The 15,147-nt window shown below is 60.8% G+C and carries 15 protein-coding genes; all 15 read left to right on the forward strand.

Translation table 11 applies throughout. From position 1 onward, the window contains the following. Positions 1 to 32 precede the first annotated feature (32 nt). Complete coding sequence (gene fliS, locus JQ845_RS11815; protein WP_010656441.1) at positions 33 to 422, forward strand: flagellar export chaperone FliS; 390 nt, start codon at positions 33 to 35, stop codon at positions 420 to 422. 24 nt (positions 423 to 446) lie between these two features. Beyond that, positions 447 to 740, forward strand: coding sequence for a hypothetical protein (locus JQ845_RS11820; protein ID WP_003441825.1), 294 nt, complete (start codon positions 447 to 449; stop codon positions 738 to 740). A 176-nt stretch (positions 741 to 916) separates the two neighbouring features. Continuing rightward, entirely contained in the window at positions 917 to 2,392 is a 1,476-nt protein-coding gene (locus tag JQ845_RS11825) for a sigma-54 dependent transcriptional regulator (protein WP_003441828.1), read from the forward strand. Between the two features lie 239 nt (positions 2,393 to 2,631). Next, the gene (locus tag JQ845_RS11830; RefSeq protein WP_003441830.1) at positions 2,632 to 3,798 is read left to right on the forward strand and encodes a sensor histidine kinase; all 1,167 of its coding nucleotides are present in this window, start codon (positions 2,632 to 2,634) and stop codon (positions 3,796 to 3,798) included. Positions 3,799 to 3,803: 5 nt separating this feature from the next. Further along, a complete protein-coding gene (locus JQ845_RS11835) occupies positions 3,804 to 5,183 on the forward strand; it encodes a sigma-54-dependent transcriptional regulator (protein ID WP_203009130.1) in 1,380 nt (459 codons plus the stop codon). Positions 5,184 to 5,417: 234 nt separating this feature from the next. Next, the gene (gene fliE / locus JQ845_RS11840; RefSeq protein WP_003441837.1) at positions 5,418 to 5,750 is read left to right on the forward strand and encodes a flagellar hook-basal body complex protein FliE; all 333 of its coding nucleotides are present in this window, start codon (positions 5,418 to 5,420) and stop codon (positions 5,748 to 5,750) included. Positions 5,751 to 5,765: 15 nt separating this feature from the next. Beyond that, entirely contained in the window at positions 5,766 to 7,547 is a 1,782-nt protein-coding gene (gene fliF, locus JQ845_RS11845; RefSeq protein ID WP_003441841.1) for a flagellar basal-body MS-ring/collar protein FliF, read from the forward strand. Then, a complete protein-coding gene (fliG, locus tag JQ845_RS11850) occupies positions 7,540 to 8,562 on the forward strand; it encodes a flagellar motor switch protein FliG (RefSeq protein ID WP_003441844.1) in 1,023 nt (340 codons plus the stop codon). Before fliF ends, fliG begins: the two co-directional genes overlap by 8 nt. Beyond that, positions 8,563 to 9,330, forward strand: coding sequence for a flagellar assembly protein FliH (gene fliH, locus JQ845_RS11855; protein ID WP_203009024.1), 768 nt, complete (start codon positions 8,563 to 8,565; stop codon positions 9,328 to 9,330). After that, complete coding sequence (gene fliI / locus JQ845_RS11860; protein WP_003441848.1) at positions 9,320 to 10,678, forward strand: flagellar protein export ATPase FliI; 1,359 nt, start codon at positions 9,320 to 9,322, stop codon at positions 10,676 to 10,678. The genes fliH and fliI overlap by 11 nt, the downstream gene beginning before the upstream one ends. Positions 10,679 to 10,684: 6 nt before the next feature. Then, on the forward strand, positions 10,685 to 11,137 hold the full coding sequence (gene fliJ, locus JQ845_RS11865) for a flagellar export protein FliJ (RefSeq protein WP_003441852.1): 453 nt from the start codon (positions 10,685 to 10,687) through the stop codon (positions 11,135 to 11,137). 136 nt (positions 11,138 to 11,273) lie between these two features. Next, positions 11,274 to 11,576 (forward strand): STAS domain-containing protein, encoded by a 303-nt coding sequence (locus JQ845_RS11870; RefSeq protein WP_003441855.1) that lies wholly within the window; start codon positions 11,274 to 11,276, stop codon positions 11,574 to 11,576. Continuing rightward, the gene (locus JQ845_RS11875) at positions 11,573 to 13,270 is read left to right on the forward strand and encodes an ATP-binding SpoIIE family protein phosphatase (protein ID WP_010656436.1); all 1,698 of its coding nucleotides are present in this window, start codon (positions 11,573 to 11,575) and stop codon (positions 13,268 to 13,270) included. Before JQ845_RS11870 ends, JQ845_RS11875 begins: the two co-directional genes overlap by 4 nt. Before the next feature lie 30 nt (positions 13,271 to 13,300). Then, positions 13,301 to 13,663 (forward strand): Hpt domain-containing protein, encoded by a 363-nt coding sequence (locus tag JQ845_RS11880; RefSeq protein ID WP_003441860.1) that lies wholly within the window; start codon positions 13,301 to 13,303, stop codon positions 13,661 to 13,663. A gap of 77 nt (positions 13,664 to 13,740) precedes the next feature. Then, positions 13,741 to 15,012, forward strand: a complete 1,272-nt coding sequence (locus JQ845_RS11885) for a flagellar hook-length control protein FliK (protein WP_203009025.1) — start codon at positions 13,741 to 13,743, stop codon at positions 15,010 to 15,012. Positions 15,013 to 15,147: the final 135 nt, after the last annotated feature.

The following is a 15,147-nucleotide window of genomic DNA, read 5'->3' on the forward strand; positions in this document are numbered from 1 at the left end:
ATTTTTGCCTGTCACCGTAATGAGGTAGCAACATGAACCCGATGCGCGCCCTTCGTCAGTATCAGAAGGTCAATTCCCACGCCCAGATCTCTGAGGCCAGCCCCCACCGCCTGATTCAAATGCTGATGGAAGGCGGTCTGGATCGCATGGCCCAGGCCAAGGGCGCGATGAGCCGTGGTGATATCCCGCAGAAGGTGGTGTTGATCACCAAGGCTATCGACATCATCACTGGCTTGCGCCAGGGCATGGATGAATCAAAGGCTGAAGACAAGGTCGCCTTCCAGCGCCAGGACAGCCTGTACGAGTACATGACCATCCGTTTGACCCAGGCCAATGCGCAGAACGATCCCGAAATCATCGACGAAGTGGCCCGCTTGCTGATCACGGTCAAAAGTGGTTGGGACGAGATTGCACCACAATAAAATTGAAGGCCCGAGGAGTGCGTCATGAGCCAACTGCAACGAATTCAAGAAACCCGTGAAGCACTGATCGATGCCCTGGCTGAACGCAACTGGGATGCCATCGGCCAGCTGGATTCAGCCTGCCGGGTGTGTGTCGAGAGTGTGCTGGATGAGGCGCCTGTGGATGAGGCGGTGTTGCGCGAGAATCTGGAAGGGTTGCTGGTGGTCTATCGCATGCTGCTGGAGGCGGCCACCGACGAGCGCCAACTGCTGGTCGAGCAAATGTCACAGATCAATCAAGCAAAAAGCGCATCAAAGGTTTACCATCTGTTCCGTTAAGGCATAAGGAATATGTGGTTAATTGACACATGCGCGCCATAAATTTGACTATGTATGTCTTTTGACTTAACTAGTGCTGTATTCTTTTTCAGTCGTCTTAGATATCCAACAGGTTGGGGCGACTAAATATGCCCTGCGTTTCGGGGCATTGAGTTGACTAGGGAAGTTGCTATTGCATGTGGCGTGAAACCAAAATTCTGCTGATCGATGACGATAGCGTCCGCCGCCGCGATTTAGCGGTGATTCTGAATTTTCTGGGTGAAGAAAATTTGGCCAGCTCCAGCCTTGAGTGGGAGCAGGCTGTCAGCTGTTTGTCGTCCAGTCGCGAAGTGCTCTGCGTGCTGGTAGGTACTGTCAGCATCGCTGGCGGTGTTTCCAGCTTGCTTAAGACACTGGCCGGGTGGGATGAGTTCCTGCCGATCATGCTTTTAGGTGAAATTTCTGCGGTCGACCTGCCGGAAGACCAGCGCCGCCGCGTTTTATCCAGCCTCGAAATGCCCCCCAGCTACAGCAAACTCCTCGATTCCCTGCACCGTGCCCAGGTCTATCGCGAGATGTATGACCAGGCCCGCGAGCGCGGCCGTCATCGCGAACCCAACTTGTTCCGCAGCCTGGTGGGCACCAGCCGGGCGATTCAGCATGTGCGGCAAATGATGCAGCAAGTGGCCGATACCGACGCCAGCGTGTTGATCCTCGGCGAGTCCGGAACCGGCAAGGAAGTGGTCGCGCGCAATCTGCATTACCACTCCAAACGCCGCGACGCGCCATTTGTGCCGGTTAACTGCGGGGCGATTCCCGCAGAGTTGCTTGAAAGCGAGTTGTTCGGCCATGAGAAGGGCGCCTTCACCGGCGCAATCACCAGCCGCGCCGGGCGTTTTGAACTGGCCAATGGCGGCACGCTGTTCCTCGATGAAATCGGCGATATGCCGTTGCCGATGCAGGTCAAACTGCTACGCGTCCTGCAGGAAAGAACCTTTGAGCGTGTGGGCAGCAACAAGACCCAAAGCGCTGATGTGCGGATCATCGCCGCCACCCATAAAAACCTCGAAAGCATGATTGAAGTCGGCGCTTTTCGCGAAGACCTGTACTACCGCCTCAACGTCTTCCCGATCGAAATGGCGCCCCTGCGCGAGCGGGTCGAAGATATCCCGTTGCTGATGAACGAGCTGATTTCGCGCATGGAGCACGAAAAACGCGGCTCCATCCGCTTCAACTCCGGCGCCATCATGTCGCTCTGCCGTCATGCATGGCCGGGCAATGTCCGCGAGCTGGCCAATATGGTTGAGCGCATGGCGATCATGCATCCGTACGGGGTGATTGGCGTCGCCGAACTGCCGAAGAAATTTCGCTACGTGGACGACGAAGACGAGAACCTGGTCGACACCCTGTTCAGCGACATGGAAGAGCGGGTGGCGATCAACAACAGCACCCAGGACTTCAGCGCCACGGCGATGCTGCCCCCTGAAGGCCTGGACCTCAAGGACTACCTCGGTGGTCTGGAGCAAGGCTTGATCCAGCAAGCGCTGGATGACGCCAATGGCATTGTCGCCCGTGCCGCCGAGCGCCTGCGCATTCGCCGTACCACCCTGGTCGAGAAAATGCGCAAATACGGCATGAGCCGTCGCGACGGGGAAGAGCCGGCGGAGGATTGACGCCTGCTACTGCTTTTGACTCTGTAGCAGCGAGCCAGCTCGCGAGCCTGTTGCTCCAGGATGCCCGGAAGCCGCCATCACCCGCGGGCTTGCGCCGGTACAGTTTCAAGCCGCTTCTTTAGGCACGGGTATTGCACCGCTTGGGTCAACGAACCGTTTTATGACGGTCAGCCAAGCGAGAACGCCCCATGCCGCACATAGCCCAACAGTCCTCTGGCCCTGATCTCGCAGGGCAAGCCATGTCGCTGGGGGCTACGCCGTCTACTCCGGCGCAGCTGGAGCACGCGTTCTCGCTGTTCAATCAAATGTCGACCCAGTTGACCGATTCCTACAGTCTGCTCGAAGCCCGGGTCACCGAGCTTAAAGGCGAACTGGCATTTGTCAGCGCCCAACGCATGGCGGAACTTGCAGAGAAAGAACGGCTGGCCAACCGCCTGCAAAACCTCCTCGATCTATTACCGGGCGGGGTCATCGTGATTGATGACCGCGGCCTTGTGCGCGAGGCCAATCCTGCGGCCAGCGAGCTGCTTGGCTTGCCCCTGGAGGGCGAGCTGTGGCGCCACGTGATCGCCCGCTGCTTTGCCCCCCGTGAAGATGACGGGCACGAGGTATCGCTCAAAGACGGGCGGCGCCTGTCGATTGCCACCCGATCGCTGGATGCAGAGCCCGGGCAACTGGTATTGCTCAACGACCTGACAGAAACCCGGCGCCTGCAAGATCAACTCGCCCGCCATGAGCGTTTGTCTTCGTTGGGGCGCATGGTCGCTTCGCTCGCCCATCAGATCCGCACGCCGCTGTCGGCGGCACTGATCTACGCCAGCCATCTGACTGAACAGGTGCTTCCCGTCGAAACCCAGCAGCGCTTTGCCGGGCGTCTCAAGGAACGTCTGCATGAGCTGGAGCACCAGGTGCGCGACATGCTGGTGTTTGCCCGTGGCGAGCTGCCGCTGACCGATAAAGTTGCCCCCAAGGCCTTGATGCAGGCCCTGCAAGCCGCAGCCCAGACCCATGTTCAGGGCGTGTCGATGCGCTGGCAGTGCGACGCTTATGGCGGTCTTGTGTTGTGTAACCGTGACACCCTGGTCGGTGCATTGCTCAACCTGATCGAAAATGCCCTGCAAGCCGGTACACCTCAGGTGCGGCTCAAGGTTCATCTGTACGCCCGTGACAACACCTTGCGCCTGTGCGTCAGTGACAGCGGCAGCGGCATCGAGCCCAAGGTGCTGGAGCGTCTGGGCGAGCCGTTTTTCACCACCAGGGCCACCGGTACCGGGCTGGGCCTGGCGGTGGTCAATGCAGTGGCCCGGGCCCATCAGGGTCAGCTGCTTTTACACTCGCGGCCGGGGCGCGGCACTTGTGCCTTGCTCAGCTTGCCGCTGATTCCAGGCGAGGCGCAGGAAAACTGATGGCGATGGCAATCAAGGTTTTACTGGTCGAAGACGATCGCGCTCTGCGTGAAGCCCTGGCGGACACCCTGTTGCTGGCCGGGCACGGTTTTCGCGCGGTGGCATCGGCCGAAGAAGCGCTGGAGGCAGTTGCTGGCGAGTCATTCAGCCTGGTGATCAGCGACGTCAATATGCCTGGTATGGACGGGCACCAATTGCTTGGCCGGTTGCGTGTCAGCCAGCCGCAATTGCCGGTGTTGCTGATGACCGCCCATGGCGCCGTCGAGCGCGCCGTGGATGCCATGCGCCAGGGTGCGGCGGACTATCTGGTGAAGCCGTTTGAGCCCCGGGCGCTGCTGGATCTGGTCGCCCGGCATGCGCTGGGTAGCCTTGGGGCGGCAGACAGCCAGGGACCGGTGGCGGTTGAGCCGGCCAGCCTGCAATTGCTCGATCTGGCGGCGCGAGTGGCCCGCAGCGACTCCACGGTGCTTATCTCGGGCGAGTCGGGCACCGGCAAAGAAGTGCTCGCGCGCTACATCCACCAGCATTCGCACCGCAGCAGTCAGCCGTTTGTGGCAATCAACTGCGCGGCAATCCCCGACAACATGCTCGAAGCCACCTTGTTCGGCCATGAAAAAGGCTCGTTCACCGGGGCCATTGCGGCGCAGGCGGGCAAGTTCGAACAGGCGGACGGCGGCACCTTGCTGCTCGACGAAATCAGCGAAATGCCCCTGGGGTTGCAGGCCAAATTGTTGCGGGTGCTGCAAGAGCGCGAAGTCGAGCGGGTCGGTGGGCGCAAGCCGATTGCGCTGGATATCCGCGTAGTCGCCACCACCAACCGTGATCTGGCGGGGGAGGTGGCAGCGGGGCGTTTTCGCGAGGACCTGTACTACCGGCTTTCGGTCTTTCCTCTGGCCTGGCGCCCGTTACGCGAGCGCACCGCGGACATCCTGCCGTTGGCCGAGCGCTTGTTGGCCAAGTACATCAGCAAAATGAAGCACACCGCGGTGCGCTTTTCGCCCCAGGCCAGAGTCTGTCTGACCACCTATGCGTGGCCGGGCAATGTACGGGAGCTGGACAACGCGATTCAGCGGGCGCTGATCCTGCAGCAGGGCGGTTTGATTGAAGCGCCGGACTTCTGCCTGGCAGGTCCGGTGGCGTGCGCGCCATTGCCGGTTTTGGTCGAATCCTTGCCGCTTGATACGGCCGAGTCGTCGGGAGCGCTGGGTGATGATCTGCGTCGCCGCGAGTTCGAGATGATCATCGAGACCTTGCGCGCCGAGCGCGGCCGTCGCAAAGAGGCCGCCGAGCGCCTGGGCATCAGCCCGCGCACATTGCGCTACAAGCTGGCGCAAATGCGCGATGCCGGGATGGATGTCGAGGCCTGCCTGTTTGCCGCGACGTAACCGGGGCCGTGGCTGTAGTCGCTGACGAGGCTGCGATGGCGTTGTGCTGGCTTCGCGGCCGCTGCGCATCCTGTCGCAGCCTGGTACCTCTTCAGCGACAACGGGGGTTTCTGCCTGCGACGATTGGTAACGTTAATTCTTCGAAAACGACAAAGAGCTGGCACCCTTGTTGCTACACCCCAGGATGCGTTGTGAAAGTGTCAAAAAATTGCGGGTCGTCGGAGGCAGTCGTCCATGAGCCAAGGTATTGAATTTAATCGATTGATGTTGGACATGCGGGCCATGCAAATGGACGCCATGGCCCAACCGAAATCGGCTGTGCAGGCCGTTCCCGAAGCGGGTGCCAGCAGCTTCTCCGACATGCTCGGCAATGCGATCAACAAGGTCAGTGAGACGCAGCAGGCGTCGAGTCAGTTGTCGAACGCGTTCGAAATCGGCAAAACCGGCGTTGATCTGACTGACGTGATGATTGCGTCGCAAAAAGCCAGCGTCTCCTTTCAGGCATTGACCCAAGTGCGTAACAAGCTGGTTCAGGCGTACCAAGACATCATGCAGATGCCGGTTTAAGGACGATATTAAGTCATGGCTGATGCACTCCCGGATAACGTTCCGGCCAATCCAGGCCCGGCCGGCGGCAAAGCGCCGCTGTTCGGGTTGTCTTTTCTGGACAACCTGGCCGAAATGACCATGTTGCGTCAGGTCGGCCTTATGGTCGGTCTGGCTGCGAGCGTGGCGATTGGCTTTGCCGTGGTGCTGTGGTCGCAACAACCCGATTACCGGCCGCTGTACGGCAGCCTGGCCGGTATGGATGCCAAGCAGGTCATGGAAACCCTGGCCGCCGCCGACATTGCCTACACCGTTGAGCCCAACTCTGGCGCCTTGCTGGTCAAGGCCGATGACGTCTCCCGTGCCCGGCTAAAACTCGCCGCCGCCGGCGTCACGCCTACCGACAGCAATATCGGCTTTGAAATCCTGGATAAAGACCAGGGCCTGGGTACTAGCCAGTTCATGGAAGCCACCCGCTATCGCCGTGGCCTGGAAGGCGAACTGGCGCGCACCATTTCCAGCCTCAACAACGTCAAGGGCGCCCGGGTGCACCTGGCGATCCCCAAGAGCTCGGTGTTCGTGCGCGATGAGCGCAAGCCCAGCGCCTCGGTGCTGGTCGAGCTGTACGGCGGCCGTTCGCTGGAGCCGGGCCAGGTGCAGGCGATCATCAATCTGGTGGCCACCAGCGTTCCGGAGCTGAACAAGTCGCAGATCACGGTTGTCGACCAGAAAGGCAACCTGTTGTCCGATCAGGCGCAAAACTCCGAGCTGACCATGGCCGGCAAGCAGTTCGACTACAGCCGACGCATGGAAAGCATGCTGACCCAGCGGGTGCACAACATCCTGCAGCCGGTGCTGGGCAATGACCGCTACAAGGCGGAAGTGTCTGCCGATGTTGATTTCAGCGCAGTCGAGTCCACCTCCGAGCAGTTCAACCCGGATCAGCCGGCCCTGCGCAGCGAGCAATCCACCAGCGAGCAGCGCACCGCCAGCAATGGCCCCCAGGGCGTTCCCGGGGCACTGAGCAATCAGCCCCCGAGCCCGGCGTCGGCGCCGCAACAAACCGCCCAGGGCGGTGCAGCAGGCGCGGGCATGATTCAGCCTGGCCAACCGCTGCTGGATGCCAATGGTCAACAAATCATGGACCCGGCGACCGGCCAGCCGATGCTGGCCCCGTACCCGGCAGACAAGCGCTCGCAATCGACCCGCAACTTTGAACTGGACCGCTCCATCAGCCACACCAAGCAGCAGCAGGGTCGGGTCAATCGCCTGTCCGTGGCGGTGGTGATCGACGACAAGGTCAACATCAACCCGGCCAACGGTGAAGTTACCCAGGTGCCATGGACCAGCGATCAACTGGCACGTTTTACCCGGCTGGTGCAGGACGCGGTGGGTTTTGATGCCAGTCGTGGCGACAGTGTCAGCGTGATCAACGTGCCGTTCTCCACCGAACGCGCGGAAGTGGTTGCCGATATTCCGTTCTATTCCCAGCCCTGGTTCTGGGATGTGCTCAAGCAAGTGCTGGGTGTGCTGTTCATTCTGGTGCTGGTGTTCGGGGTGTTGCGTCCGGTGCTGAACAACATCACCGGCCATGGCCGCAACAAGCAGGTGGCGGGTATTGGCAGTGATGCCGAGATGGGCAGCCTGGATGGCGAACTGGCCAACGATCGCGTCAGCCTTGGGGGCCCGCAGAGCATCATGCTGCCGAGCCCGAGCGAAGGCTATGACGCGCAGTTGAACGCCATCAAGAGTCTGGTGGCTGAAGACCCGGGCCGTGTGGCTCAGGTGGTAAAAGAGTGGATCAACGCTGATGAGTGATAACCGAGCTGCTGCCAACGCCAAGCTGACCCGGGTCGACAAGGCAGCCATTTTGCTGCTGTCCCTCGGCGAGTCTGATGCGGCCCAGGTACTGCGCCATATGGGGCCCAAAGAAGTCCAGCGGGTGGGTGTGGCGATGGCGCAAATGCGCAACGTGCACCGCGAGCAGGTTGAACAGGTGATGAGCGAGTTCGTCGAGATCGTCGGTGACCAGACCAGCCTGGGGGTCGGCTCCGACAGTTACATTCGCAAAATGCTCACCTCGGCCCTGGGCGAAGACAAAGCCAACGGCCTGATCGATCGCATCCTGCTGGGTGGCAACACCAGCGGCCTCGACAGCCTGAAGTGGATGGAACCCCGTGCCGTGGCGGACGTGATCCGTTTCGAACACCCGCAGATTCAGGCCATTGTGGTGGCCTATCTTGACCCCGATCAGGCGGGCGAAGTGCTCGGCCACTTTGATCAAAAGGCGCGGCTGGACATCATCCTGCGTGTTTCCTCGCTCAACACCGTGCAGCCGGCGGCACTTAAAGAGCTGAACCAGATCCTCGAAAAGCAGTTCTCCGGCAACTCCAACGCTGCGCGCACCTCTTTGGGCGGCATCAAGCGGGCTGCCGACATCATGAACTTCCTCGACAGCTCGATGGAATCTCAACTGATGGATTCGATTCGCGACATCGACGAAGACCTGTCAGGGCAGATCGAAGACCTCATGTTTGTCTTCAACAACCTGGCGGATGTCGACGACCGCGGCATTCAGGCGCTGCTGCGCGAAGTGTCCTCGGACGTGCTGGTACTGGCCCTCAAGGGCTCCGACGAGAACGTGCAGGAAAAAATCTTCAAGAACATGTCCAAGCGTGCCGCCGAATTGCTGCGCGACGACCTGGAAGCCAAAGGCCCGGTACGGGTCAGCGATGTCGAAACCGCACAGAAAGAAATCCTCACCATCGCCCGCCGAATGGCCGAAGCCGGAGAAATCGTTCTCGGCGGGAAGGGCGGCGAAGAGATGATCTAAGTGAGCAATGGTGAGTCGCCCGGAGATGTGATTCGCGCCAAGGATGTGGGGGCCTTCGACGTATGGGGCCTGCCCAGCTTTGACCCGTGGCGCGAGCCGCTCGAGGTTGAGCCCGAGGTGGTCGAGGAGCCGCCGGTCGAGATGCAGGAGGTGCCGCTGGATGAAGTCCAGCCGCTGACCCTTGAGGAGCTCGAAAGCATCCGCCAGGAAGCCTACAACGAAGGCTTTGCCACGGGCGAAAAGGAAGGCTTTCACAGCACTCAGCTCAAGGTGCGCCAGGAAGCCGAGGTCGCTCTGGCGGCCAGGGTGGCCAGCCTTGAACGCTTGATGAGCAGCCTGATGGCGCCGCTGACCGAGCAGGACCAGCAGCTGGAAAAAGCCATGGTCGGTCTGGTCGAGCACATGACCCGCCAAGTGATCCAGCGCGAACTTAAAACCGATTCCAGGCAGATCGAACAGGTATTGCGCGAGGGCCTGAAGCTGTTGCCCATGGGTGCCGATAACATTCGCCTGTTTATCAATCCCCAAGACTTCGATCAGATCAAGGCCTTGCGCGAGCGTCACGACGAACGCTGGAAAATCGTCGAAGACGACAGCCTGCAAGCGGGCGGCTGCCGTATCGAAACCGAACACAGCCGTATCGATGCCAGTATCGAAACCCGGATCAAACAGGCAATGAGTCAGCTGTTCGATCAGCTTCACGAGCAGGCATTGCACCCGGCGCCGCCGGACATCGACGTCGATCTGGACCAGCCCGATGCACCTTAAGCGCACCAGCTTCGCCAGGCGCCTGGGCGCCTATGCCCCGGTGGTCGCATTGCCCGCGCAGCCGGTAGTCGAAGGCCGCCTGTTGCGCATGGTCGGCCTGACCCTGGAAGCCGAAGGCCTGCGCGCGGCCATGGGCAGTCGCTGTCTGGTGATCAACGATGACAGTTTTCACCCGGTGCAAGTCGAAGCCGAGGTGATGGGGTTTTCGGGCAGCAAGATTTTTTTGATGCCCGTTGGCAGTGTCGCCGGAATCGCCCCGGGTGCCCGGGTGGTGCCCCTGGCCGATAACGGTCGCTTGCCAATGGGCATGAGCATGCTCGGTCGTGTACTCGATGGTGCGGGGCGGCCGCTGGACGGCAAGGGCGGGATGAAGGCCGAAGACTGGGTGCCGATGGATGGCCCGGCCATCAACCCGCTCAAGCGTGATCCCATCAGCGTGCCGCTGGACGTGGGCATTCGCAGCATCAACGGTTTATTGACGGTCGGCCGTGGACAGCGTCTGGGCCTGTTTGCCGGTACCGGCGTGGGCAAGAGTGTGCTGCTGGGCATGATGACCCGCTTTACCGAGGCCGACATCATCGTGGTCGGGCTGATCGGCGAACGGGGTCGCGAGGTGAAGGAATTCATCGAGCACATCCTCGGCGAGGAGGGCCTCAAGCGTTCAGTGGTGGTGGCATCCCCGGCTGACGATGCGCCGCTGATGCGTCTGCGCGCGGCCATGTACTGCACGCGTATTGCCGAATACTTTCGTGACAAGGGCAAGAACGTGTTGCTGTTGATGGACTCGCTCACCCGATTTGCCCAGGCCCAGCGTGAAATTGCCCTGGCCATTGGCGAGCCTCCGGCCACCAAGGGCTATCCGCCTTCGGTTTTTGCCAAATTGCCCAAGCTGGTGGAGCGGGCCGGTAACGCCGAAGCCGGGGGCGGCTCGATCACTGCGTTTTACACCGTGCTGTCCGAAGGCGATGACCAGCAGGACCCCATCGCTGACTCGGCGCGGGGCGTGCTTGACGGGCACATTGTGCTGTCCCGGCGTCTGGCCGAAGAGGGTCATTACCCGGCGATCGACATTGAAGCGTCCATCAGCCGGGTGATGCCGTCAGTGGTTACCCCGGAACACATGCGTCGTGCCCAGCAGTTCAAGCAGTTGTGGTCGCGCTTCCAGCAGGCCCGGGACTTGATCAGCGTGGGGGCATACGTGCCCGGCGGCGATCGCGAAACCGATACCGCGATTGCCTTGCAGCCAGCGATGGTGGCGTACCTGCGCCAGGGGCTGAACGACAATATCAGCCTGGGTGAAAGTGCTGGTCATCTGGGGACAATCTTCGCTCCGGCCGCGGGCGGTTAATCGACCATGGCCAGTGATGGAAGGGCAGCGCGTCTGGCGCCGGTGGTGGACATGGCCGAAAAAACCGAGAAGGCCGCAGCGCAGCGGCTGGGGCATTTCCAGGGCCAGGTCAATCTGGCCAACAGCAAACTCGGCGACCTGGAAAACTTCCGCGGGGAATACCAGTCGCAATGGATTGAGCGCGGCAGCCAGGGCGTCACCGGGCAATGGTTGCGCAACTATCAATACTTCCTCAACCAGCTTGAAACCGCCGTCGGGCAGCAGCGCCAAAGCCTGGTCTGGCATGAGAACAACCTCAACAAGGCCCGCGAAACCTGGCAACAGGCCTATGCCCGGGTGGAAGGGCTGCGCAAACTGGTCCAGCGTTACGCCGAAGAAGCCCGCCAGCTGGAAGACAAGCGCGAGCAAAAACTGATGGACGAGCTGTCCCAGCGTTTACCGCGTAACAATCCTTACTGAAATCCCCCCTCTCCTGTAGGAGCGGGCTTGCTCGCGAGCAGGCTCGCTCCTACAGAGTTTGTGCGGCGTCACTCCCTGGGTTTCAGAGCGTCTATAGTTTGCGGGTCAACCCGAAACCCGACACGGGAGCTCCCCCATGGCAGTGACGTCTGAAATCTCCGCAGATGGCCGCAAGCTGACGATCGCGATCAAAGGCCGGTTCGACTTTGCCAAGCATCAGCAATTTCGTGAGGCTTACGAAAAGCTCGACTCTGATACCGAATGCGTGGTGGATCTGAAGGAAGCGACCTACGTCGACAGTTCGGCGCTGGGCATGCTGTTGTTGCTGCGCGACCATGCCGGCGGCGACAACGCAGAAATCAGGGTGATCAACAGCAACCCGGATGTGCTCAAGATTTTCAATATTTCCAACTTCGACAAACTGTTCGATATCACGTGAACACCTCCCTGACCGTGTTGATTGCCGAGGACAGCAGCGCTGATCGCCTGCTGTTGTCGAGCATTGTGCAGCTTCAGGGGCATAACGTGCTGCTGGCAGCCAATGGTGCTGAAGCCGTAGCGCTGTTTGCCCGGGAGCGTCCACAGCTGGTGTTGATGGATGCTGTGATGCCAGTGATGGACGGATTCGAGGCCGCGCGCCAGATCAAAGCATTGGCGGGCGAGGTGCTGGTACCGATCATTTTTCTCACGTCCCTGAATCAGGCCGATGCCCTGGCCCGCAGTCTCGAGGTCGGCGGCGACGACGTGCTGAGCAAGCCTTACAACCCCATGCTGCTGGCGGCGAAAATCACCGTGATGGACCGGATGCGGCGTCTGCAGGAAACCGTGCTGCAACAGCGTGACCAGATCGCTCGGCATAACGATTACTTGCTCAACGAGCAGCGGGTGGCCAAGGCCGTGTTTGACCGGGTGGCACACGCGGGCTGTCTGAGTGCGCCGAATATCAGTTACCTGCAATCGCCCTATGCCTTGTTCAATGGTGATTTATTGCTGGCGGCCTACACCCCGACCGGAGATACCCATCTTCTTTTGGCCGACTTTACCGGGCACGGCCTGCCGGCTGCGATTGGTGCCATGCCTTTGGCAGAAGTGTTTTACAGCATGACGGCCAAAGGCTACGGGCTGGCCGAAATGCTCCGGGAAATGAACGCCAAGCTCCAGGGCATCCTGCCCGTCGACATGTTTTGCTGCGCCACGGTGCTGTGCGTCAGTGCCCAGCGGCGCAGTGTCGAAGTCTGGAACGGCGGCATGCCCGATGGCTATCTGCAAGCCCGGGCCACGGGGCAGCGCAGGGCATTGACCTCGCAGCACCTGCCGTTGGGCATATTGCGTGCCGAAGCCTTCGATCACTCCACCCGTGTATGGCCAATGCTGCCCGGTGACCAACTGTTTTTACTGACCGATGGTGTGATCGACACCAGCGGCCCGGATGAGCAGCTGTTCGGAGTTGAGCGCTTGCAGCAGGTACTGGATGCCAATCGCCAGCCGCACATGCTGATTGCCGAGGTCGAACAGGCCCTGCACGATTTCCAGGGCCATTCCCGTGATGATGTGAGCATGGTGCAGATCACGTCACAGTTGCCGCAGCCTCTGGATGTGCCGGTCATGCCTTATTCCGACAGTGACCAGTGCAGCCCGCTGGACTGGTCGGCCAGCTTTGAATTCCGCGGGGCCACGCTGCAACGGTTCAATCCGCTGCCCTATCTGTTGCAACTGCTGATGGAGGTTCACGGCTTGCGGGCCCGGGGTGCAGTGATTCATGCGGTACTGTCCGAGCTTTACAGCAATGCTCTGGAGCACGGCGTTCTGGGTCTTGATTCACGGCTCAAGCGAGATGCCCGGGGGTTTGCCCGCTATTACCAGTTGCGTAATGAACGTCTGGCAGCGCTGCGAAGCGGGTTTGTGCGGGTGCGGGTGCAGGTCGAACCTGTGCCACGGGGCGGGCGCTTATTGCTGCAGGTAGACGACAGTGGTGAGGGTTTTGATGTTGCAACAGTGCTGTCCAGACCGCTGGACCTGAACCGTCTGTCGGGGCGTGGGGTGAGTTTGGTACGCCAACTGTGCCCTGCAGCGCAATGGTCCGCCGATGGTCGCAGTGCGACCGTAGAGTTTTCATGGGAGGCTCTGGCATAATCCGATCATTCTTGATCAAGGAGTGAACAAGTGTCCGACATTCATATGGATCCAAAGGTAGTCAGTGCGTTGCGGGACGTAATGGAAGGCGGGTTTGAGGATTTGCTCGACACCTTTCTTTCTGATTCCGAAGAGCGCCTGGATCAACTGCGCAGCACACACGAAGCCCACGACCTGAGTCTGGTCGCCCACAGCTTCAAAGGCAGCAGCAGCAACATGGGTGCCATTCGTTTGGCGCATCTGTGCGGCCTGCTTGAAGAACGGGCGCAAAAGAAGCCGCTGGCCGGCATCAAGGAGCTGGTCGTCAAAATCGACGATGAATACCAGATGGTGCGTCGTCTTTATCGTGCCGAGCGCCAGCGTTTCAACCCGTCGAACTTTGCCTCCGGCTGATTCGGCCAAAGCTGGCCCGAACCTTGCTCTGACTCATCCACCTGTACCTATGCCAGCCGTACAGTGGAGACCTGTTAATGCCCCTTGCCGCCAATCCCTTTCTTCAGACCTCCGGTACTGCTGCGTCCAAAACGCCTGCGGTCAAAACTCCCCTGTCTGGCACCGAGCCCGCTAAATCCGGAGCTGAACCCTTTTCCAGGGTGTATGCGAAAGCGTCTGAAACCAAGCCCTTGAGTCATGTGCGGGAACCCTCTGCGGGAGCGCTCGCCAGGCGTAATCAGGGCAGCGATCAGGCGTCTGAAAGACCGCCGGCGGTTGCCGATAGCGGCAAGACCTTGCCTGCTGGCAAGACCAAAGACACCGGCAGCGCAAGTCAGCAAGATGCCGCTGACGGGGTGCGCGACGAGGCGACTGTGCCGGTGCAGGCAGTGGTAGCGCCGCCTGCGGCTGAAGCTGCAGTGCCGGTAGAGCCGGCGCAGCCCGAGGTGCAAGCCGCGCAACTGGCCGCTGCGGCGCAAGCACAGCTGCAGCCGCTACCGGTGGAGGATGACAGTTTCGATCCTGAGGCCGATCCCCTGGACGATATGCCTGCGGTGCGCCTGGCCATGGAGCAGGGCGGGCATGTCTCGGCCGGTAGCCAGACGCCGGGGAAAAATGCGGCACTGGAGAATTCCCCGGCCACTGTTCAGGGGCAAACTGCTGCGGTTGCCATGCTGATCGACCCGAAAGCCGACGGTTCAGCGTCCGGCGAGGGGGGGGAGGAGGCATTCAAGGGGCTGCTCGATGATGGTCTCAAAGACCTGAAGAGCGCGTCCAGCGATACCCGGGTGGATGACTTCGCCAGTCGCCTGGCTGCACTCACCCAGGCGGCGGTACCCAAAACCGCCAATGCATTGCCGGTCAACCAGCCTTTGGCCATGCATCAGAGCGGCTGGACCGAAGAGGTGGTCAATCGTGTGATGTACCTGTCCAGCGCCAACCTGAAATCGGCAGATATCCAGTTGCAGCCGGCGGAGTTGGGGCGGCTGGATATCCGGGTCAACATCGCCCCCGACCAGAGCGCGCAGGTCAACTTCGTCAGTGCCCACGCCGGGGTGCGCGAGGCGCTGGACAACCAGATGCACCGCTTGCGTGAAATGTTCGCCCAGCAGGGCATGGGGCAGGTCGACGTCAACGTGTCGGACCAGTCGCGCAACTGGCAGGGGCAGGGCCAGGAGCAGCAGGCGCAGAACCCCTCAGGTGGTCACCGGCTTGAAGGTGCCGGCGAAGATGAGCCGGCAATCGCGACCACCGGCAGCGTAGCGCCGAGCGTGGTTATCGGCTCCAGCGCGGTGGATTACTACGCCTGAGCCACAGCCTCGCTCCCCCTCTAGGGGCGAGCTTGCTCGCGGGTTTTTTCAATGTGCAGGCGAACAGGCTCACGCCTGCACAGGTGTGCTCTTACAGTGTTCTGCCACATCCCGACACTTCTGGCATAACACTTG

This window comes from Pseudomonas paraversuta, from assembly GCF_904063065.1.
GTDB classification, from domain to species: domain Bacteria; phylum Pseudomonadota; class Gammaproteobacteria; order Pseudomonadales; family Pseudomonadaceae; genus Aquipseudomonas; species Aquipseudomonas paraversuta.

Bases quoted from the DNA above. Each gene is read 5' to 3' on its own strand.
- fliS (WP_010656441.1), top strand. From the start codon at position 33: ATGAACCCGATGCGCGCCCTTCGTCAGTATCAGAAGGTCAATTCCCAC.
- JQ845_RS11820 (WP_003441825.1), top strand. From the start codon at position 447: ATGAGCCAACTGCAACGAATTCAAGAAACCCGTGAAGCACTGATCGAT.
- JQ845_RS11825 (WP_003441828.1), top strand. From the start codon at position 917: ATGTGGCGTGAAACCAAAATTCTGCTGATCGATGACGATAGCGTCCGC.
- JQ845_RS11830 (WP_003441830.1), top strand. From the start codon at position 2,632: ATGTCGCTGGGGGCTACGCCGTCTACTCCGGCGCAGCTGGAGCACGCG.
- JQ845_RS11835 (WP_203009130.1), top strand. From the start codon at position 3,804: ATGGCAATCAAGGTTTTACTGGTCGAAGACGATCGCGCTCTGCGTGAA.
- fliE (WP_003441837.1), top strand. From the start codon at position 5,418: ATGAGCCAAGGTATTGAATTTAATCGATTGATGTTGGACATGCGGGCC.
- fliF (WP_003441841.1), top strand. From the start codon at position 5,766: ATGGCTGATGCACTCCCGGATAACGTTCCGGCCAATCCAGGCCCGGCC.
- fliG (WP_003441844.1), top strand. From the start codon at position 7,540: ATGAGTGATAACCGAGCTGCTGCCAACGCCAAGCTGACCCGGGTCGAC.
- fliI (WP_003441848.1), top strand. From the start codon at position 9,320: ATGCACCTTAAGCGCACCAGCTTCGCCAGGCGCCTGGGCGCCTATGCC.
- fliJ (WP_003441852.1), top strand. From the start codon at position 10,685: ATGGCCAGTGATGGAAGGGCAGCGCGTCTGGCGCCGGTGGTGGACATG.
- JQ845_RS11870 (WP_003441855.1), top strand. From the start codon at position 11,274: ATGGCAGTGACGTCTGAAATCTCCGCAGATGGCCGCAAGCTGACGATC.
- JQ845_RS11885 (WP_203009025.1), top strand. From the start codon at position 13,741: ATGCCCCTTGCCGCCAATCCCTTTCTTCAGACCTCCGGTACTGCTGCG.